Source organism: Roseococcus thiosulfatophilus, assembly GCF_017311575.1.
GTDB classification, from domain to species: domain Bacteria; phylum Pseudomonadota; class Alphaproteobacteria; order Acetobacterales; family Acetobacteraceae; genus Roseococcus; species Roseococcus thiosulfatophilus.
On the sequence record NZ_JAFFQY010000061.1, the window covers coordinates 145957 to 163950 of the forward strand.

The 17994-nt window shown below is 70.3% G+C and carries 11 protein-coding genes; 5 read left to right on the forward strand and 6 right to left on the reverse strand.

The features are described 5' to 3' along the window. Position 1 precedes the first annotated feature (1 nt). The 3 genes from glgB to JTN19_RS16565 are packed head-to-tail and all read right to left on the reverse strand — an operon-like array spanning position 2 to position 8586. Positions 2–2155, reverse strand: a complete 2154-nt coding sequence (gene glgB, locus JTN19_RS16555) for a 1,4-alpha-glucan branching protein GlgB (RefSeq protein WP_206934865.1) — start codon at positions 2153–2155, stop codon at positions 2–4. Next, positions 2152–5385: a maltose alpha-D-glucosyltransferase gene (gene treS / locus JTN19_RS16560; protein ID WP_206934868.1), complete on the reverse strand. Its 3234-nt coding sequence runs from the start codon at positions 5383–5385 to the stop codon at positions 2152–2154. The genes glgB and treS overlap by 4 nt, the downstream gene beginning before the upstream one ends. A gap of 3 nt (positions 5386–5388) precedes the next feature. Beyond that, complete coding sequence (locus JTN19_RS16565; protein ID WP_340643352.1) at positions 5389–8586, reverse strand: alpha-1,4-glucan--maltose-1-phosphate maltosyltransferase; 3198 nt, start codon at positions 8584–8586, stop codon at positions 5389–5391. 619 nt (positions 8587–9205) lie between these two features. On the opposite strand from JTN19_RS16565, the gene JTN19_RS16570 reads away from it, so the two are divergent. Beyond that, complete coding sequence (locus JTN19_RS16570; protein ID WP_206934875.1) at positions 9206–10024, forward strand: potassium channel family protein; 819 nt, start codon at positions 9206–9208, stop codon at positions 10022–10024. A gap of 21 nt (positions 10025–10045) precedes the next feature. Here the strand turns inward: JTN19_RS16570 and JTN19_RS16575 are convergent, their stop codons facing one another. Together JTN19_RS16575 and JTN19_RS16580 are read right to left on the reverse strand one after the other, a co-directional pair. Further along, a complete protein-coding gene (locus JTN19_RS16575) occupies positions 10046–11374 on the reverse strand; it encodes an aspartate aminotransferase family protein (RefSeq protein ID WP_206934877.1) in 1329 nt (442 codons plus the stop codon). A gap of 67 nt (positions 11375–11441) precedes the next feature. Next, entirely contained in the window at positions 11442–12263 is an 822-nt protein-coding gene (locus tag JTN19_RS16580) for a class I SAM-dependent methyltransferase (RefSeq protein ID WP_206934880.1), read from the reverse strand. A gap of 73 nt (positions 12264–12336) precedes the next feature. Here JTN19_RS16580 and JTN19_RS16585 point away from each other — a divergent pair, with 73 nt between their 5' ends. The 4 genes from JTN19_RS16585 (at position 12337) to JTN19_RS16600 (ending at position 15654) form a co-directional block, all read left to right on the forward strand. Then, positions 12337–13758, forward strand: a complete 1422-nt coding sequence (locus JTN19_RS16585) for a LutB/LldF family L-lactate oxidation iron-sulfur protein (protein WP_206934883.1) — start codon at positions 12337–12339, stop codon at positions 13756–13758. After that, positions 13755–14462, forward strand: a complete 708-nt coding sequence (locus tag JTN19_RS16590) for a LutC/YkgG family protein (protein ID WP_206934886.1) — start codon at positions 13755–13757, stop codon at positions 14460–14462. Before JTN19_RS16585 ends, JTN19_RS16590 begins: the two co-directional genes overlap by 4 nt. Before the next feature lie 84 nt (positions 14463–14546). Continuing rightward, complete coding sequence (locus JTN19_RS20555) at positions 14547–15080, forward strand: Smr/MutS family protein (RefSeq protein WP_206934890.1); 534 nt, start codon at positions 14547–14549, stop codon at positions 15078–15080. A 217-nt stretch (positions 15081–15297) separates the two neighbouring features. Continuing rightward, on the forward strand, positions 15298–15654 hold the full coding sequence (locus JTN19_RS16600; protein ID WP_206934893.1) for a helix-turn-helix domain-containing protein: 357 nt from the start codon (positions 15298–15300) through the stop codon (positions 15652–15654). Here JTN19_RS16600 and JTN19_RS16605 read toward each other — a convergent pair. Further along, entirely contained in the window at positions 15651–17945 is a 2295-nt protein-coding gene (locus tag JTN19_RS16605) for an NADP-dependent malic enzyme (protein ID WP_206934895.1), read from the reverse strand. The two genes, JTN19_RS16600 and JTN19_RS16605, sit on opposite strands and share 4 nt — an antisense overlap. Positions 17946–17994 lie beyond the last annotated feature (49 nt).

The window sequence follows — 17994 nt, forward strand, 5'->3', positions numbered from 1 at the left end:
TCTAGGCGCGCCGCCCCAGGACCAGGGTGGCCAGCGGCGGCAGCGTGAGCGCCACCGACTGCGCGAAGCCATGCGCGCCGATGGGCTCGGCCCGCACGGCGCCGCCATTGCCCATGTTCCCGCCGCCATAGAGGCCGGCATCGGTGTTGAGCAGCTCGGCCCATTCGCCCGTGGCGGGGACGCCCAGGCGATAGCCGTGCCGAGGCACGGGTGTCATGTTGCACGCAACCAGCACGGGTTCGTCTCCTTCCGCGCCCAGCCTGAGCCAGGCCAGCACGCTGTGATCGGCATCGTCGGCGATGATCCAGCGGAAGCCCTCCGGCCGAGCATCGGCACGATGCAAGGCGGGCTGCGCGCGGTAGAGAGCATTGAGGTCCCGCAGCAGATGCTGCACGCCGCGATGCGCCGGCTGGTCCAGCAGGTGCCAGGCCAGGGCGGCGTCGTGGTTCCATTCGGCGGGCTGCGCCAGTTCATTGCCCATGAAGAGCAGCTTGCGGCCCGGATGCGCCCACATGAAGGCCAGATACGCGCGCAGATTGGCCAGCTTCTGCCACGTATCGCCCGGCATCTTGCCCAGCAGCGAGCCCTTCCCATGCACCACCTCGTCATGGCTGATGGGCAGGATGAAGTGCTCGCTCCACGCATAGACCAGGCCGAAGGTCATGGCGCCATGGTGGTGGCGGCGATGGATCGGCTCCTGGTGCATGTAGCCGAGCGTGTCGTTCATCCAGCCCATGTTCCACTTGTAGTGGAAGCCCAGGCCGCCTTCCTCCACCGCCTTGGTCACGCCGGGCCAGGCGGTGCTTTCCTCCGCGATCATGACGGCACCGGGGCAGCGCTCGCGCACGATGGTGTTGAGTTCGCGCAGGAAGGCCACGGCCTCCAGGTTCTCGCGGCCGCCATGGCGGTTCGGGATCCATTCACCCTGCGGCCGCGAATAGTCGCGGTAGAGCATGGAGGCGACCGCATCCACGCGCAGCCCGTCCACATGGAAGCGTTCCAGCCAATGCAGCGCCGAGGAGATCAGGAAGGACCGCACCTCGTTCCGCCCGAAATTGTAGATGGCGGTGTTCCAGTCGCGGTGGAAACCCTCGCGCGCGTCGGCGTGCTCATAGAGGGGGCTGCCGTCGAAGCGATATAGCCCGTGCGGGTCGGTCGGGAAATGCGCCGGCACCCAGTCGAGCAGCACGCCAAGGCCCGCCGCGTGGGCGCGGTCCACGAAGCGAGCGAAGCCCGCCGCATCGCCGAAGCGCGCGCTCGGCGCGAAAAGCGACAGCGGCTGGTAGCCCCAGGAACCGCCGAAAGGGTGCTCCGTGATGGGCAGGAATTCGAGATGGGTGAAGCCCAGCCCCTGCGCGTAGGGGATCAGCCGGTCGGCTAGGCGGTCCCAGTCGGGCGCCTCGCCTTCCGCATCGCGCCACCAGGAACCGGGATGGACCTCGTAGATGGAGATCGGCGCATCCAGCGCCTGGCGCGCCTCGCGCCCGGCCATCCAGGCCTCGTCCGTCCAGTGGAAGGGTGCGGCGTCCGGCACGCGTGAGGCGGTGGCGGGCGGCGCCTCGGTGGAGAGCGCCACCGGATCCGCCTTCAGCGGCAGCACGGAGCCATCCGCCGCCAGCATTTCATAGCTGTAGGCGGCGCCGGGGGCGAGGCGCGGGATGAACAGCTCCCACACGCCCGCCTCGCGCCGCAGCCGCATGGGGTGGCGGCGGCCATCCCAGCCGTTGAAGTCGCCCACCACCGAGACGCGGCGCGCATTGGGCGCCCAGACGGCGAAGCGCACGCCAGGAACGCCCTCGATCTCCATGGGCTGCGCGCCGAAGACGCGGCCCATCTCGAAATGCCGGCCTTCCGCCAGCAGGTGCAGGTCGAGCGGCCCCAACAGCAGGCCGAAATCATAGGGGTCCTCGGTTTCCTGCACGGAGCCGGGCCATTCGATCCGCAGCCGGTAGGCCCCGTCCCGTGCCGGACCGGCGAAGAGGCCACCCGGATGCACGGGTTCCAGCCGCCCCATCTCCTGCCCGCCCTCGCGCGCCAGCAGCGTCACGCCGCGCGCGCCGGGCTGGAAGGTACGGACCTCCCCGCCCTGGCGGCCCAGGACGGCGAAGGGGTCTCCGTGATGCCCGGCAACCAGCTCCTCCAATCCTGCGATCATGACGTCATCCTTTCGGCAAGCTCTACGAGGCCGCGCAAGGGAACGCCGATCCAGGCCGGACGGTTGGCGGCCTCGTAACGTATTTCGTAGGCGGCCTTCTCCAGCAGGAAGAGGTCCAGCAGCGCGGCCTCCGCCCCCGCCGGTACCCAGGGCTCGGGTGCCGCGGCGTGCACCTCGCGGTAGGCGTCGAGGAACACCGCAGCCGTCTCCTGCTTCCAGCGCGCGAAGAGGGCGGCGCGGCGATCGGCCGGGGCCGCGGCCACGGTGTCGTTCCCCTCGCCCACATGCGCCGCGTAGTCGAGGCTGCGGAGAAGCCCCGCCACGTCGCGCAGCGGGCTGCCCTTGGCGCGGCGTTCCTCGAGCGTGCGCGCGGGCTCGCCCTCGAAATCCACGATCACGGCATCGCCCTGGGCCACCAGCACCTGGCCCAGGTGGAAGTCGCCATGCACGCGGGTCTTGAGCGCGCCCTCGGCCGATTGCGCGAGGCGCTTGGCCGCCTCATGCAAGGACTTGCGCCTTTCGATCACGAAGCGGGCGCGCTCGGCATCCGCCTCGTCCAGTTCCGCCCGCGCCAGCAGGTCCAGGGCGGGGTCAAGCTGTTCCAGTACGCCCTTCGCCCAGGCCGCGCGGTCGGCTTCGGTGGCTGTTTCGGGTGCGAAGGCCTCGTCGCGGCTGGCCGAGGCCAGGGTGGCGTGGAGCTCGCCCAGGCGGCGGCCCAGCAGCGCGGCAAAGCCCTGGTAGCCCGCGAAGACATCCTCCGGCGTCTCGTCATGCAGCGCCGCGTCGTCAATGGCGCGGCCGAGCCAGTCCAGCGTCCAGCCCCAGCCATCGCCCTGGTTGCGGACAAAGCCCTGCACCAGCATCAGGGTGTGCGGCGTGCCGTCGGGGGCCACGCGCACCACCTCGCCCATCAGGGGCGCGATGTTGGCGAAGCCCGCCTCGGTGAGGTGGCGCGTCATCTCCGCCTCCGGGTGGATGCCCGGGTTGATGCGGCGGATGATCTTCAGCACCACCTCCTCGCCATAGATGAGGGAGGAGTTGGACTGCTCCGCGGAGAGCCGTCGCACCTCGGCGCCCTCCGGCATCACGACATCCGCGAGGCGCGAGGTGGCGTTGAAGCGGATTTCCCCCGCATCGCTGTTCAGCCGCAGCCCACCGCGCAGGGCCGCCAGCACGGCGGCCGGCATGCGGTCGTCCGCGAAGGCGTCCGTCAGGTAGCCCACGCGCCGCCCCTGGCGCAGCCGCGCCAGCGCCAGCTGCGAGGAGAGCGGCCCGCTGCCCTCCATATCCTCCACGCCGGCCAATGGCAGGGCGTAGCGCTCGGCGCGGCCGGGCAGGTTCACCTCCACCTCGGCCATCACCACGGCCCCCTGCGTCTCGGGCAGGGTCGCGATGGCGGTCAGGCTCAGGGCGCCCAGCTTCTCGCCCTTCGAGGCGAACCAGCGCCGCTTGGGCAGGTATTCGGGCAGCACCTGCTGTTCCAGTTCGGCACGTGTGGTCGCGCCCAGCATCTCCTTCACATTGGCGCGCAGCACCAGCGTGCGAAGGTCCGGCAACGGCTCGGGCGAGGGCGTGTGCCAGGCCGGCAGCGCCTGGTCTGCCGCCAGCACGAACCAGTAGAAGCCGTAGGGCGGCAGCGTCAGCAGATAGGGGAGCTGACCCACGGGCGGGAAGCTCGTGCCGCCCAGCATCTCGACCGGCACGCGGCCGGCGAGCGCCGAGAGATCCAGCTCCACCGCCTGGGCCGAGCGCGAGAGGTTGAACACGCAGAGGATCGTGTCCTCCTCATGCTCGCGCACATAGGCCAGCACCTTGCGGTTGGCGGGGTAGAGCAGCCGCATGCCGCCGCGCCCGAAGGCCTGGCTGCGCTTGCGGACCGCCAGCATGCGACGCATCCAGTTCAGCAGCGAATGCGGGTCGCGCGCCTGCATCTCCACGTTCACGGCCTGGAAGCCGTACATCGGGTCCTGCAGCGGCGGCAGCACGAGTGCGGCGGGGTCGGCGCGGGAGAAGCCGCCATTGCGGTCGGGCGACCATTGCATGGGCGTGCGCACGCCATCACGGTCGCGCAGGAAGATGTTGTCCCCCATGCCGATCTCGTCGCCATAATAGATGACGGGCGTGCCGGGCATGGAGAGCAGCAACCCGTTCATCAGCTCGATGCGCCGGCGGTCGCGCTGCAGCAGCGGTGCCAGGCGCCGGCGGATGCCGAGGTTGATGCGCGCACGGTTGTCCGCGGCATAGGTGCTCCAGAGGTAGTCACGCTCCTTGTCGGTCACCATTTCGAGCGTCAGCTCATCATGGTTCCGCAGGAAGATGGCCCATTGGCAGCCCTCGGGAATGTCCGGCGTCTGGCGCAGGATGTCCGTGATGGGGAAGCGGTCCTCCTGCGCGATGGACATGTACATGCGCGGCATCAGCGGGAAGTGGAACGCCATGTGGCATTCATCGCCCTCGCCGAAATAGACCTGCGTGTCCTCGGGCCACTGGTTCGCCTCGGCCAGCAGCATCTTGTCCGGGAAGTCCTGGTCCAGCTTGGCGCGGATGCGCTTCAGGATGGCGTGGGTCTCTTCCAGGTTTTCATTGTTGGTGCCCTCGCGCTCCACCAGGTAGGGCACGGCGTCGAGACGCAGCCCATCCACCCCGATGTCGAGCCAGAACTTCATGGCCCCCAGCACTTCGGTCATCACGCGCGGATTGTCGAAGTTCAGGTCGGGCTGGTGGCTGTAGAAGCGGTGCCAGAAATAGGCCTTGGCCTTCTCATCCCAGGTCCAATTGGACTTCTCGGTGTCGCAGAAGATGACGCGCGTGCCGTCATACTTCTCGTCGGTGTCGGACCACACGTAGAAATCCCGCGCGGGCGAGCCGGGCTTGGATTCGCGCGCCTTCTGGAACCACGGGTGCTGGTCGCTGGTGTGGTTGATCACCAGCTCCGTGATGACGCGCAGCCCGCGCGCATGCGCCTCGCGCACGAAGCGCTTGGCGTCGCGCAGGTTGCCGTAGCTCGGGTTCACGCCGCGGTAGTCCGCGATGTCATAGCCATCGTCGCGCAGCGGGCTCGGGTAGAAGGGCAGCAGCCACAACGTGTCCACGCCGAGTTCCGAGATGTAGTCCAGCTTCTGCATCAGCCCGGCGAAGTCGCCGATGCCGTCGTCATTGCCGTCGAAGAAGCTCTTGACGTGAAGCTGGTAGATGACCGCGTCGCGGTACCAGTGCGGGTCCTGCGCCATGGCTCAGATGCCCCCCGCCGGGCGCACGCGCCAGATGCCGAAGGGCAACTCGTGAGGATCAAGCGTGATCTGCTGCACTTTTCCGCTCCATGTGAAGCTGTGTCCGCGCATGAGGTCCTCGACCTCCAGCGTCGCGTGGTCGGGCAGGCCCCATTCCCACAAGGGCACCTCCACCGAGGCCTGCTGCACCGCATGCGGGTCGAGGCTGACCGCGACCAGCAGCACATTGCTGCGGTCCGCGCTCTGCTTGCGGTACCACAGCACCTGGTCGTTGAAGGCGTGGTGGAAGGCGAGGCCCAGATGGCTGTGCAGCGCCGGGTTGCCGCGGCGGATGGCGTTCAGCCGCGTCACCTCGTCAATGATGTCGCCCGGCGCGCGGTCGGGCCAGACGCGGAGCTGGTATTTCTCGCTGTCGAGATACTCCTCCTTGCCCGGCATCGCCCGCGCCTCGCAATACTCGAAGCCCTGGTAGAGGCCCCAGAGCCCCGACAGCGTGGTCGCCAGCGCCGCGCGGATCAGGAAGCCCGGCCGCCCCGATTGCTGCAGGAATTTCGGATTGATGTCCGGCGTGTTCACGAAGAAGTGCGGGCGGAAGAAATCCTTCGGCGCCGTCGTGGTCAGCTCCGTCAGGTATTCCGTCAGCCCGGCCTTGTCGTTGCGCCAAGTGAAGTAGGTGTAGCTCTGGCTGTAGCCGACCTTGGCCAGGCGATACATCACCTTGGGCCGGGTGAAGGCCTCGGACAGGAACACCGCGTCGGGGAATTCCGCGCGGATGTCCGCGATCAGCCACTCCCAGAAGGGGAAGGGCTTGGTGTGCGGGTTGTCCACGCGGAACAGCCTGACACCCTGCTCGCACCAGAACCGCACCACGTCGCGCAGCGCGTTCCACAGCGCGGGCTTGGCGCCCTTCGCGTAGAAATCGACGTTGACGATGTCTTCGTATTTCTTGGGCGGGTTCTCGGCGTAGCGGATGGAGCCATCGGGCCGCCACTCGAACCAGTCCTTGTGGTCACGCAGCCAGGGGTGGTCGGGGCTGCACTGGATGGCGAAGTCCAGCGCCAGCTCCAGCCCGTGTTCGCGCGCCGCGCGCACCAGCCGCAGGAAGTCCTCCAGCGTGCCGAGTTCCGGGTGCAGCGCGTCATGCCCGCCCGCCTCGGAGCCGATGGCATAGGGGCTGCCCGGATCATCGGGCCCCGGCGTCAGGCTGTTGTTGCGGCCCTTGCGGTTCTTCGTGCCGATCGGGTGGATGGGCGGGAAGTACAGCACGTCGAAGCCCATGCCGCGGATGCGCGGCAATTGGCGGATCACGTCGTCGAAGGTGCCGTGCCGCGTCTCGCTGCCGGACTGGCTGCGGGGGAAGATTTCGTACCAGCTGGCGAAGCCCGCGCCGGTGCGTTCCGCCTCCACCGGCATCTCGGCCGAGCGCAGCTTGAAGGGGCGGTCATCGGCGGCCGCCATCAGCCGGGCCGTATCGGGCGCCAGCAAGAGGGCCAGTTTCTCCGCCTCGCCCGCCGCGGTGATGCGCGCGGCCAGCGCCGCCACCTCCCCGCCCGCGCGCTGGCTCGCGGCCTCGACCAGGCGGCGGCCCTCTTCCAGCTCCACGCCGATGGCGACACCGGCGGCGTGCTTCTTCTGGAGCTCGTCATGGAAGCTCGCGAAGGCGTCGCGCCAAGCCTCGATCACGAAGACGTAGCGCCCCATGCGCTCCAGCGGGAAGCGCGCCGTCCAGGCGTCGTTGCCGAGTGGCGTGAGGCGCACCTCGCGCCATTCCGCCTCGTCCACCGCGCGCCAGAGCAGGGCGGCGCCCAGCTTGTCATGCCCGTCACAGATGATGTCGCAGGTGACCTCGACCACCTCGCCCACGATGCGCTTCACGGCGAAGCGGCCATCCTCCACGCTCGGGGTGATGGCCTCGATGCCCAGGCGCGGCGCCTCGGTCGCGGCGGGCAGGGCCGCGCCACGGATCGGCGCCGACGCGTCGGCGCGATAGATTCGGGTCTCGCCGCCACGCAGCGTCACTTCCCCACCCGGCAGCAGGGGCGCGCCCTCTTCCGGGCAGGAGGGCGTGAAGCGGGTGAAGACGCCCCCCGTGGCGGGCAGCAGCGCGGCCGCGCTCACGCTGGCCGCCTGGTGCAGGTCGGTATTGGCGAGAACAAGGGTCGCTCCCTCCGCCCCCCGCGCATCCGTCCCATGGGCACGCAGCAGCGCGGCCACCGGCGCACCTGGACCGGTCAGCGGCCGCAACTCGCCCGCCGCCAGCGCCTGGCCCTGCAGGGCGGCGTTCGTGGCGCGCAATTCGTCTTCCAGGTCGAAGCCGGCATTGCGGCGCAGCCATTCCCAATCGCCAGGGCGGTCGCGCGCGGCGTCCAGCGGGCGGCGGGCGCCGAATTCGAAGCCCATCGGCACCAGCAGCCCCGCCCCCATGCCGGCGGCGAGGCGCAGATGGCGCAGCGCGGCCAGCCGGGCGAGGCCGGGGTCGGCCTCCTGCGCCGCGAGCCGCGGCCCGAAGGGCGCCTCGACCGTGGCGAGCGTGGGGCCCAGGGCGGCAAGGCGCTGCGCCTCCTCCGCCAGCCAGCCGCCGCGCAGATCCCACCAGGCCAAGCTGTTGAAGGCGCCGGCGAAGCCGAGGCCCGCGAGGCCCGGCACGGCCTCGGCCGGCAGGCCGGGCGTCCAGGCCAGGAAGCGCGCCTGCGGAACGGCGGCCATCAGCCGGCGCCAGATGCCGGCCGGCACGGAAGCCGGCGCGTCGCAGCGGAAACCCGCCACGCCCACCTGGACGAAGCGGCGCAGGCGCTCTTCCCACCAGGCGCCCAGCGCCTCCGAGGAAGCTTCGTCCTTCCACCGGGCGAGCGCGATGGCGCGGTCGGGGGGCGGCAGGCGCGGGTCCGGGAGCGCATCCTCACCGGGCGCCTCGAACCAGGCGGCATGGTCATGGGCCAGGCGCCCATCGGCCGCCACGCGGTCCAGCACCAGGTCCATGTAGAGGTCGAGGCCGCGCGCCCGCGCCTTCTCCGCGAGCTGACCCAGCGCGGCGGCACTGTCGCCCGTGGCGTCCAGCACAGGGTGGGCGGCATCGGGGTCGCCCATCTGATACAGGTTGCCCGCCCCGCCGGGTGCCACGGGAGGCGGCACAAGCACGCCGTTGAAGCCGAGCGCCGCGGCACGGTCCAACGCCGCATCCCAGGCCGGCAGCCCGCCCACGAGCAGGGGATGGAGCAGATAGAGCCGAGGCGCGGGCTGGGCGGGAGGCGAAGGCGCGCGAGCGACAGCTTCGACGGGACGTGGCTTGGGCGCCACCTTGGCGCGCGCCGGTGCTTGCCCCGCGGCACGGGTTTTCGGTTGGGCCGTCTTCGACTTGCTCGGGCGGGCTTCCGCCATCCGGACCTCCATTCGCGCAGTTTCGCCGCGCCGGCGGGGCCGGCATGACGGCGGCTCCCTTTGGGTCGGGGAACCAGGATCGGGCAGCACGGTGGGACGCCCAGTATCATCCGCGGACAAAAATCAACCCCAGATGAAGCGACCGAAACACCATGCTTCCGGAGCCCAACGCACGACCAACAACAACAGATGCATCGAATCAGGGGCGAATTTCTCGACGGCAGGTTGACCGTCGTTCCGATTCGACAACTGGTCGGCCTTGGGCCGCGCGGGGGCGGATTCTCAGGAAATCCGTCCCGCATGACCTGATGGATTGTCGGAATATTTAGCAGCGTCTGCCCGAATGGGAAACCCATGCCCCGCCCCAGGCGCGTGACGGCCGGGCCATGGAGCGGTAGAGACAGGGTTGCGCCCTTGAACCGACCCCACTGGAAGGCTCGTCTTGGCCCCCGAACGCCCCTCCCTCCGTCGCCGCCTTTTCGTGCAGCTCAGCCCGCGGCAATGGCCGGCCGAGGGCATGTCCCCGGCCAACAAGGCGATCGGCGCGCTGATCCTGTTCTCGGTGGCGGTCGCGACGCTGGAGAGCGAGATCACCATCTATGAGGGCAATGAGGCGATCTTCTCCTGGCTGGAAATCATCCTGGGCGGCATCTTCCTCGGGGAATATCTCACCCGCATCTGGGTGGCGCCGGAGGCCGACCCGGACGGCCCCGCCTGGCGGGCACGGCTGCGCTTCATCACCTCGCCCGCCGGCATCCTGGACCTGCTGGCGCTGAGCCCGCTGCTGCTGGAGGACATGGGGCCGCAGGCCTTCCTGCTGCGCCTGGCGCGCATGCTGCGCATCCTGCGCTTCGCGCGGCTTGGGCAGTTCTCCGGCGCCTTCGCCTTCCTGAAGGAGGCGATCGCCTCACGCCGGCACGAGCTGTTCCTGGGCCTCTGCGTGGCGAGCGGGCTGCTCGTGCTCTCGGCGACGCTGCTCTACGTGGTGGAGGGCGATGCCCAGCCGGAGGCCTTCGGCTCCATTCCCAGGTCCATGTGGTGGGCCATCGCGACGCTCACCACGGTAGGCTACGGCGATGTGGCGCCCATCACCTGGCTGGGCCGTGTCTGCGCGGGCTTCATCGCGGCGCTGGGCATCGGGCTGATCGCCATTCCGACGGGCATCCTCGCCGCGGCCTTCAGCGACGCGGCGGAACAGCAGCGCATCCGCAAGGAGGCGGCGCGCAAGGCGCATGCGCACCGCCATGGGGAGCCGCACTGAGCCCCCCGGGCGCTGCTCCGCTTACGCGGCTTCCTTGTGGATCGCGTCGGCCAGCGTGCCGAAGATGCGGTCCACCTGCGGCTTCTCGATGATGAGCGGGGGCGAGAGGGCGATGATGTCGCCCGTCACCCGGATCAGCACGCCCTCGTCGAAGCAGCGGCGGAAGACGCGCATGGCGCGGTCGCCGGGCGCCCCTTCGCGCGGCGCCAGCTCCACCCCCGCGATCAGCCCGTGGTTGCGCGTGTCAATGACGTTGGGCGCGGAGCGCATGGCATGCGTCGCCTCTTCCCAATAACCCTCGATGGCGCGCACCCGGCCGGGCAAATCCTCGCGCACATGGATGTCGATGGCGGCGATGGCGGCGGCGGCCGCCAGCGGATGGCCCGAATAGGTGTAGCCGTGGAAGAACTCGATGCCCGCCTGGGTGCCGTCCACGATGGTCTGGTAGATCTCGTTGCGGACGGCCACCGCGCCCATGGGCACGGCGGCGTTGGTCAGGCCCTTGGCCATGGTCATGATGTCCGGCGTGACACCCAGGCGCTCGGCGCCGAAATGCGTGCCGATGCGGCCAAAGCCGGTGATGACCTCGTCGAAGATGAGCAGGATGCCATGCTTGTCGCAGAGCGCCCGCAGCCGCTCCAGATACCCCTTGGGCGGCACCAGCACGCCGGTGGAGCCCGCCACCGGCTCGACCATCACGGCCGCGATGGTGTCGCCATGCAGCGCCACCAGCGATTCCAGATGGTCCGCCAGATGGGCGCCGTGCTCGGGCTGGCCCTTGGCGAAGGCGTTCTGCGCCGGCAGATGGGTGTGCGGCAGGTGGTCCACGTAAGGCAGCATGGCGCCGAACTGCTTGCGGTTGGGGCCGATGCCGCCGACCGACATGCCGCCGAAGCCCACGCCGTGATAGCCGCGCTCGCGCCCCACCAGGCGCACCCGCTGCGCCTGGCCGCGCGCCCGCTGGTAGGCCAGCGCGATCTTGAGGGCCGTGTCGGCGCTCTCGCTGCCCGAATTGGTGAAGAAGACCCGGTCCAGCCCGTCCGGCGTCAGGTCCGCCACGCGCGCCGCCGCCTCGAAGGCGATGGGGTGGCCGAGCTGGAAGGTGGGCGCAAAGTCCAGGATGGCGGCCTGCTTCTGGATGGCCTCCACGATCTCGCGCCGCCCATGGCCGGCATTGCAGCACCAGAGGCCCGCCGTGCCGTCCAGCACCTCGCGGCCCTCGGGCGTGTAGTAGTTCATGCCCTCCGCCCGGGCGAGCAGCCGCGGGGTGCCCTTGAAATACTTGTTGTCCGAGTAGGGCATCCAGAACGCGTCGAGGTTGTTCGGACGCGGGACCGAGATCTCGTTCATGGCAGGGGGCTCCTTCGCCGGTCACGATAGGCCCTGTCGCGGCCCGCGTCAGGCCCCCGTCCGCGGCCTATCCGATGCGCGTGGCGCGCAGGGAAAGGGAAAGCGGCAGCCAGGCCTTGTCCGGCCAGCGCCAGAAGCCGTCGGGGCCGCGCGGCAGGCCGGGAAACAGCGCCCAGGGCAGGGCGTCATGCTCCTCGAAGCGGTCCAGGCGGAAGCCCGCCTCCAGCAGCGCGCCCAATATGTCCGAGAGCGGGTGCTGGAATTCGATGGTGCGGGAGTGGGAGAGGCGCGCCTCCGGGTCCGCATAGTCCTCGGTGCTGTCGAAGGGCAGCGGCGCGCGGGCGAAATAGGGGTAGGACCAGCGGGGGTGGCTGCCCTCCCACCCGTCGAAGACCAGGGCCGAGGGATGGGCGTCGGCAAAGGCCAGGCGGCCGCCCGGCCGCAGGAAATGCGCCATGCTGCGCCCCCAGGCCCGGACATCGGGCAGCCAGGTGATGGTGCCCCAGGAGGCGAAGGCCAGGTCGAAGCGCCCCGCCTCGGCGGGCAGGGTCTCGGCGCAGGCCTGGGCGTCGGACAGGGCGAAGCGGCAGGCGGAGGCGCCGCATTCCGCGGCAAGCGCGCGGGCCGCGTCGAGGGCGGCGGGGCTGAAATCCACGCCCAGCACCTCCACAGCGCCGGCCTGGGCGATGGCGATGCTGTCATGGCCGATATGGCATTGCAGATGCGCCACCCTGAGCCCCGCCAACGGCCCCAGCACCCCCGTCACGATCGCGTCGAGCCGCCCCCGCCCGGCCCGGTGCGAGGTCAGGTCATAGCCACGCGGGCCGAGATGCACCCCGACCCTCTCATCCCAATTCGCGCGGTTCAGGCGCTGCCATTCCGTTTCCATGCGGCCCGGCTTAGCACCAGGGGGCCGCGCGCGCAGCATTCCGGTCGCGGCGGGGCTGCGCTATGCTGGGGGCATGCTCACCACCTCCCCCGCCTTCAAGGACAATGCCGCGCGCGCCCTGGACGATGCCGGGCTGCAGAAGGCGCTGGGCAAGGCGAAGGGCGCCTTCCTGCAACGCCGCGCCGAGGCCGTCTCCCGCCTGCCGGAATTCGAGGCGCTGCGCGACATCGGCCGTGACATCAAGAACCACACGCTGGCGAACCTCGATTTCTACCTGGAAACCTTCGCCGCCAATGTGGAGCGCGCGGGGGGGCATGTGCATTGGTGCTCCACCGCCGAGGAGGCGCGGGCCGCCGTGCTGGACATCTGCCGCAAGGCCGGCGCGCGCACCGTCACCAAGGGCAAGTCCATGATCTCCGAGGAGCTCGGGATCAACGACCACCTGGAGAAGCACGGGATCGAGCCCGTGGAGACGGACCTCGGCGAATACATCATCCAGCTGCGGCGCGAGACGCCGTCCCACATCATCGCGCCGGCCTTCCATTTGAACCGTGAGGATTGGGAGGCGGATTTCCGCCGCGCCCACACGGACCTCGACCCCGATCGCGTCTTCCACGAACGCCGCGACATCCTGACCGAGGCGCGCACCCGGCTGCGCCAGAAATTCCTGGCGGCCGATGTCGGCATCACCGGCGCCAACTTCTTGGTGGCCGAGACAGGCAGTTCCGTCATCGTCACCAATGAGGGCAATGGCGACCTGACCCAGACCCTGCCGCGCGTGCACATCGCCCTGGCCAGCATCGAGAAGGTGGTGCCCACGCTGGAGGATTGCGTGAGCCTGCTGCGCCTGCTCGCGCGTTCGGCCACGGGGCAGGATTTCTCCGTCTATACCACCTTCAGCACCGGCGCCCGGCGCGAGGCCGAAATTGACGGGCCGCAGGAATACCATGTGGTTCTGGTGGACAATGGCCGTTCCAGCATGGTCGGCACCGAGTTCCAGGAGATGCTGCGCTGCATCCGCTGCGCCGCCTGCATGAACCACTGCCCCGTCTATGGCGCGGTGGGCGGGCACGCCTATGGCTGGGTCTATCCGGGGCCGATGGGCTCGGTGCTGACGCCCTCGCTGATCGGGGTGGAGAAGGCGGGGCACCTGCCGAATGCCAGCACCTTCTGCGGCAAGTGCGAGAGCGTCTGCCCCGTGAAGATCCCGCTGCCCAAGATGATGCGCCATTGGCGCGAGCGCGAGTTCGAGCGGCACCTCTCGCCGCAGGGGGTCCGCAGCGGGCTCGGCCTCTGGGCTTGGTTCGCGCAACGGCCGGGCGCCTACCGTTTCGCATCCCGGCTGGGCGTGGCGCTGATGGGGCTGCTGGGCCGCGGCAAGGGCGCGTTCAAGTCGCTGCCGCTGGCCGGCGGCTGGACGGCGGGGCGGGATTTGCCCGTGCCGCAGGGCGGCACTTTCATGGCGCAATACGCGAAGCGGATGCGGAACCGATGAGCAAGGACGCCATCCTCACCGCCATCCGGCGCGGCCTGCGCCGCGGCCCCCTGCCCGCCGACCAGCAGGCCATGCTGGGCGGGCGCTTGGCCACGCATCCGCGCCACCTCATCCCCGCGCGCTCCCGTGTGGCGCGGCCGGAGCAGGTGGCGCTGTTCATCCGCAATGTGGAAAAGGAGTTCGGCACGGTGCGCCGCGTGGCCGACGCCGCCGAAATCCCCGCCGCCATCGCCGAATACCTGGCGGCCCAGAACCTGCCCCAGCGCATCGCCATCGCGCCGCATCCGGAATTGCAGGGGCTGGACTGGGCCTCGCGCCCCATGCTCCAGGTCGAGGCGCGGCGCGGCGACCCCGAGGATTCCGTCAGCCTCCAGCACGGCTTCGCCGGCATCGCGGAGACGGGCACGCTGATGCTGCCCTCCTCGCCCCAGCGCCCCACCACGCTGAACCTGCTGCCCGACACCGAGATGGTGTTCCTCCGCGCCAGCCGCATCGTGGGCGCCTATGAGGAGGCCTGGGACCTGCTGCGCGCCGAGAACCAGGACGCCCGCACCGGCGGCTTCATGCCCCGCAACGTGATGTTCGTGACCGGCCCCTCGCGCAGCGCCGACATCGAGCAGACGCTGGAACTGGGCGCGCATGGGCCGCGCCGGCTTCACATCCTGCTTCTGGATGACGAACGCGAGGCCGCGGCCCATGCTTGAAGCTGAGGCCCGCTCCGCGGGCAGGGGGCCGCGCCGGCTTCACATCCTGCTTCTGGATGCCGACCCCGCGTCCCTCCCCGCGTCGTGAAGCGCCGCCGCGGGCTCTCGCCCGAGGACCGCGCGGCCTGGGCGGCGGTGGCGCGCACCATCACCCCCCTGCCCGGCAAGGCGCTGGCCGAACCGGAAGCGCCCCCAGCCCCGCCCAGCGTCACCATCACGCCGCCGCCGCGCGCCCCGGCGCCGCCCGCGCCACCCCCGCCCCGCCGCCCGCCGCCCGAGCTGAATGTCGGCGTGCAGCCCGACGGGCTCGATGCGAAACGCTGGCGGGACCTGCGGCGCGGCACGCTGCGGCCCGAGCGCAAGCTGGACCTGCACGGCATGACCGCCGAACGCGCCCACTCCGCCGTCCGCACCTTCCTGCGCGCCGCGCAGATGGATGGCGCGCGGGTGGTGTGCATCGTCACCGGCAAGGGCAGCAGCACGGAGGGCGGGGTGCTGCGCCGCGAATTGCCGCATTGGCTGAATGCGCCCGATTTGCGCGCCGTCATCCTCGGCGCCGCCCACCCGCACCGGGCGAATGCGGGCGCGGTGCACCTGCTGCTGCGAAGGGCCAGGTGAGCCAGGCTCCGTGCGAGCGGCGCGACAACACCGCGCACGCGCTGCCTTCCGAGCCTGCCGCTGCAAGCAGCGCGACCCGTGAGGCGTGGCACCTCCCTCCCAGGATGCGGCCGCAGGGCGGCCGCCGCGCCCAGACCCGCTGCTGCGCTGGGCGCCCCAGCGCGCGGCGCGCAAGCCCAGCGGCCGGAGGCCGCGCCCGGCGCCTGAGGGCGGAAACATGACCCCCTTCGGCCTGCGCCTGCGCGCGCTGCGCGACCAGCACGGCGTCACCCTCAGCGAATTGGCGGCGGCGGTGCATGTCTCGCCCGCCTATCTCTCCGCGCTGGAACACGGCAAGCGCGGCCGCCCCTCGGCGGGGCTGGTGCACCAGGTGAATGAGTTCTTCGGCCTGATCTGGGACGAGGCGGAGGAGCTGGTCCGCCTCGCGCGCATCTCCCACCCGCGGGTGGTGGTGGACACATCGGGCCTCAGCCCGCGCGCCACGGAGCTGGCGAACCAGTTGGCCCGCCGCATCCGCGACCTGCCGGAGGAGCGTGTGGAAGCCCTCCTCCAGGAGTTGAACAAGCCGGGCTAGCGGCTGATGGCCTGGTAGGCCGCGAGTGCGGCCATATCCAGCAACTGGTTCACGCCCGAGCCGGTGGGCACGATCTGCGCCGGGTGCGACAACCCCATCAGCACCGGGCCGATGGTGGAGGCGCTGGTCAAATGCGGCACCGCCTTGGTCAGGATATGCGCGGCGTGCAGGCCGGGCATCACCAGCACATTGGCCGGCCCGGTCAGACGGCAGAAGGGATAGAGGCTGGCGCGGAGGTTCGCATCCAGCGCCACATCGGCCCCCATCTCGCCATCATATTCGAAGTCCACGCCCTCCGCGTCCAGCAGCTTCACCGCGTCCCGGATGCTGCCCGGGATGCTGCCCTTCGGGTCGCCGAAGGTGGAGAAGGAGAGGAAGGCCACGCGCGGCACCAGCCCCAGCCGCCGCGCCACCCCGGCCGAGCGCGTCGCGATGGCGGCCAGCGTGGCGGCATCGGGCCGTTCATGGATGGCGGTGTCCGCCACCAGCACGGTGCCCGAGCGCCGCGCGATCATCATGGTCATGCCGAACAGCACGCCCTCCGCGTCCAGCGCCATCCGCACGCCTTCCAGCGCCACGGAATAGCTGCGCGTCTCGCCGGTGATCAGCGCGTCCGCATCGCCCATCCCCACCATGCAGGCGGCGAAGACGTTGCGGTCGTTGTTCACCAGGCGCTGGATGTCGCGGTAGAGGAAGCCGTCGCGCTGGCGCTTGGCGTAGAGCCAGTCGGCATAGCGCGAATTGGAGGAGGAGAGGCGCGCATTGTGCACCTCGATCCCTTCCGGCAGCCGCACGCCGATGCCGGCGACCGTCGCATGGATGCGTTCCTCGCGCCCCACCAGGATGGGGGTGCCGTAGCCCGCGTTCACGAACGCGATGGCGGCGCGGATGACCGCCTCCTCCTCGCCCTCGGCGAAGACGACGCGGCGGGGGTTGGCGCGCACCTGCTCATGGATGGCTTCCAGCGCATTCGCGGCGGCGTCGAGGCGGTTGGTCAGTTCGCGCGCGTAGCGGGCCGGGTCCACCAGCGGCTTGCGCGCCATGCCCGAGCGCACGGCGGCATCGGCCACCGCCACCGGCACGCGGCTGATCAGGCGCGGGTCGAAGGCATTGGGGATGATGTATTCCGGCCCGAAGACGAGGCGCTTGCCCGCGCCGGAGCGCGCCACCTCCTCCGGCACCGGCTCGCGCGCCAGCTCCGCCAGCGCCTGCGCGGCGGCCACCTTCATGGCGTCGTTGATGGTGCTGGCGCGCACGTCCAGCGCGCCACGGAAGATGAAGGGGAAGCCCAGGACATTATTGACCTGGTTGGGATAGTCCGACCTTCCCGTGGCGATGATGCAGTCCGGCCGGGCGGCCTTGGCTTCCTCGGGCGTGATCTCGGGGTCGGGATTGGCCATGGCGAAGATGATGGGCTTGTCGGCCATGGCCTGCATCATCTCGGCCGTCAGTGCGCCCTTCACCGAGAGGCCGAAGAACACGTCCGCCCCCTCCAGCGCCTGGGACAGGGTGCGGGCCTTGGTCTCGACCGCATGGGCCGACTTCCACTGGTTCATGCCCTCCGTGCGGCCGCGATAGAGCACGCCCTTGGTGTCGCACATGGTGATGTTCTCGGGCCGCATCCCCATCGCGCGCAGGAGTTCCGCGCAGGCGATGGAGGCAGCACCCGCGCCATTGATGACGAGGCGCGTGGTGGCGAGGTCACGGCCCGTCAGGTGCGCGGCATTGATCAGCCCCGCCGCGGCGACGATGGCGGTGCCATGCTGGTCGTCATGGAAGACGGGGATGTCCATCAACTCGCGCAGCCGCTGCTCGATGACGAAGCATTCGGGCGCCTTGATGTCTTCCAGGTTGATGCCGCCGAAGGAGGGGCCCAGGAAGCGCACGCAGTTCACGAACTCGTCCACATCCTCGGTGTCGAGGCAGAGGTCCATGCCGTCCACATCGGCGAAGCGCTTGAAGAGGGCCACCTTGCCCTCCATCACCGGCTTCGACGCCAGCGCGCCCAGATTGCCCAGGCCCAGCACCGCCGTGCCGTTGGACACCACGGCCACGAAATTGCCCTTGGAGGTGTAGTCATAAGCCAGGTTCGGGCTGCGGTGGATGTGCAGGCAGGGCTCGGCCACGCCGGGGCTGTAGGCCAGGCTGAGGTCCCGCGCCGTGACCAGCGGCTTGGTCAGGCGGGTTTCCAGCTTGCCCGGGCGCCCGGCGGCGTGCATGGCCAGCGCCTCCTCGCCCGTGACGCGCGCCGTGCGGGTGTCCTTGGGGGGTGTGGGGCGCGTGTCGGACATGCGTTTCTGTTCCTTGGTCGGTCTGGTTGTCATTCTTGTAACCCCGCAG

Coding starts and splice junctions, on each gene's coding strand:
- JTN19_RS16580 (WP_206934880.1), bottom strand. CDS start 12,263: ATGGAAACGGAATGGCAGCGCCTGAACCGCGCGAATTGGGATGAGAGG.
- JTN19_RS16605 (WP_206934895.1), bottom strand. CDS start 17,945: ATGTCCGACACGCGCCCCACACCCCCCAAGGACACCCGCACGGCGCGC.
- glgB (WP_206934865.1), bottom strand. CDS start 2,155: ATGATCGCAGGATTGGAGGAGCTGGTTGCCGGGCATCACGGAGACCCC.
- JTN19_RS16600 (WP_206934893.1), top strand. CDS start 15,298: ATGACCCCCTTCGGCCTGCGCCTGCGCGCGCTGCGCGACCAGCACGGC.
- JTN19_RS16585 (WP_206934883.1), top strand. CDS start 12,337: ATGCTCACCACCTCCCCCGCCTTCAAGGACAATGCCGCGCGCGCCCTG.
- treS (WP_206934868.1), bottom strand. CDS start 5,385: ATGGCGCAGGACCCGCACTGGTACCGCGACGCGGTCATCTACCAGCTT.
- JTN19_RS16590 (WP_206934886.1), top strand. CDS start 13,755: ATGAGCAAGGACGCCATCCTCACCGCCATCCGGCGCGGCCTGCGCCGC.
- JTN19_RS16575 (WP_206934877.1), bottom strand. CDS start 11,374: ATGAACGAGATCTCGGTCCCGCGTCCGAACAACCTCGACGCGTTCTGG.